Below are 2,353 nucleotides of genomic sequence, written 5' to 3' on the forward strand. Positions count from 1 at the left end.
ACCGCTACAGCCGCAGAGCTAAACACTCTTGATGGTATTACAGCGACCACCGCAGAGCTTAACATTACTGATGGACTGACAGCTACTACTACGGAGTTAAACACTCTTGACGGTATTACAGCATCTACTACAGAACTAAACTACACAGACGGTGTAACGTCTAATATTCAGACGCAGCTAAACGGCAAAGCCACAACCGCACAAGGTGCACTCGCTGACTCGGCTGTTCAGCCTCTTGATAGTGTTGAATTTAATACTGGTAGTTTTACAAGCGTAGACGTCACAGGCACTGTCACAGCTGATGGTTTGGTGGTTACTACTGACAGCCCAAGTGGCACAATTGCATCTTTTAAAGGTAGCTCAGGTTTTGGATTTACTCTTACATCAAGTGCCGTCGCACCTTATGTGCAATCTTTTGGTGTTGGAGGTGGCGAAGAAATTGCTATCACAAGTGGTGGAAGTAAAGTAGCCTTATTCAGTGACGGCGGCGATGTATCCTTCTTTGAAGACACTGGCACGACTGCGAAGATGGTGTGGGATGCTAGCGCTGAGAGTCTGGGGATTGGTACTAGTTCGCCTACAAATAAAATACAAACATCGGGTTCGGCGGGTTTAAATAATACGATAGCTTCATTTGAAAGTAACGTGTTTACTAGGATTTATGGGGATTCAAACTTTGGCGGTAATTTAAACTGGTCTATTGATACACCGCTTAGATTTTCAACGTCAGCCGATAATTTTTCAGGCTTTGCGGAACGCATGAGAATAGACTCAGCAGGTAACGTAGGGATTGGCACGGCTAGTCCATCGCAACTTCTTGATGTATCTAGCGCCTCTAACCCTGCATTCCATATTACTAACACCGATGGAACAAACGGCTCTACCTTACGCATGGTTATGGCAACTAATGGCGCGTTTATTGGTCTAGCAAATCCACAAGGCGGTTCAGATGTTTTGCGGTTCGGTACTGGTAATGAGCAAGAACGAGCAAGAATAGACAGTTCTGGCAACTTGTTGGTTGGTAAGACAAGTGCAGATAATACCACAACAGGTGTACGGATTGGACCTAGTTTTATATCTGTTACATCATCAGCTAACGCAAACACAGCTATATTCAATCGAACAGGACCAAATGACGGTGAGGTAGTACGCTTTGCTAAAGACGGCGCAACAGTTGGGTCGATTGGTAGTAATGGCGGGTATACATATTTTGTAGGTAATAACTCTGCGGGCTTTGCAGGTTCAGGTTTGTTATTTGGAAGTAATACAGCACTACCTGTTAATCGTGTGGGCACGTCTACTGATGGAGTTATGAGGTTAGGTACATCATCCAACCGCTTCAGCGACCTCTACCTCTCTGGCGGTGTTAAGGGTAACAACCTTACGTTTAGTGGTAACGGCTCTAGCGAACATGCACGCATAGACAGCTCTGGAAACTTGGTGGTTGGTATGACAGCTCCATCTAACGCCACAGCAGGTATGTATGTTCGACCGTCGAGTTCAAGTGGTTTTATGGGTGATAATACAAATGCAATAAACCTCGGGCGTCTTAATAGTGATGGGGTTATCGCTAACTTTTTAAAAGATGGCGCAACAGTTGGGTCGATTGGTAGTACAGCTGGAACGCATCTTTATGCTGGCTCAGGTGACACAGGTCTATTATTCCAAGGAACAGCGGTTGCAATAGAGCCTTGGAATCCATCGACTAATCAGACAAGACGTGATGCAATTGATTTAGGTCTTTCAGGCAACCGTTTCAAAGACCTCTACCTCTCTGGCGGTGTGTATCTTGGCGGGACTGGTGCGGCTAATAAGTTGGACGATTATGAGGAGGGTGTGTTTACTCCTACCGCAGCTAGAAGCTCAGGCGGAAATATTGTTGCAACGTACACTTTACAAAACGGCAAATACGTTAAAATTGGAAATGTCTGTTACTTTGAGATTGAGATTCAGCTAAGTGCGATAAGTTCACAGGGTAGTGGATACACTTTAATTAATGGTCTTCCGTTTGTATCAGGCGGCTTGAGTAACTACACTACTATATGCCAAGCGCAGGGAAACTTACTATCTACTGCGGACGTTATAACAAGAGCTTACACATCTAGTTCAACTTTGTATATTGGTATAGATGAAAACTCAGGATTTCCACCAAAGCAGTATCCGTGGGCAACTACAGGTAGTGGAGTTATTCGTGTTTCAGGAACATATATGACAGCTTAATTACCGCTATTGGATTATAGCGACAGACAAAACAAGAGGAAATAAACATGAGTTTAGAAAAGAAAATAACACAAGACAAAATCGAAGTAGTAACTGTACAGGACTACAAAGTCTTACAAGTACGCACAAAGAC

General features: G+C 44.0%; 1 protein-coding gene. It reads left to right on the top strand.

The window, feature by feature from the left end:
* On the top strand, positions 1–2,220 hold a 2,220-nt coding region (locus ACSHXM_RS21630), incomplete at its 5' end, for a hypothetical protein (protein ID WP_435692473.1).
* Between the last annotated feature and the right edge of the window lie 133 nt (positions 2,221–2,353).

Origin of the sequence: Paraglaciecola sp. (assembly GCF_051252315.1) — a bacterium.
In the GTDB taxonomy this organism is placed as follows: Bacteria; Pseudomonadota; Gammaproteobacteria; order Enterobacterales; family Alteromonadaceae; genus Paraglaciecola.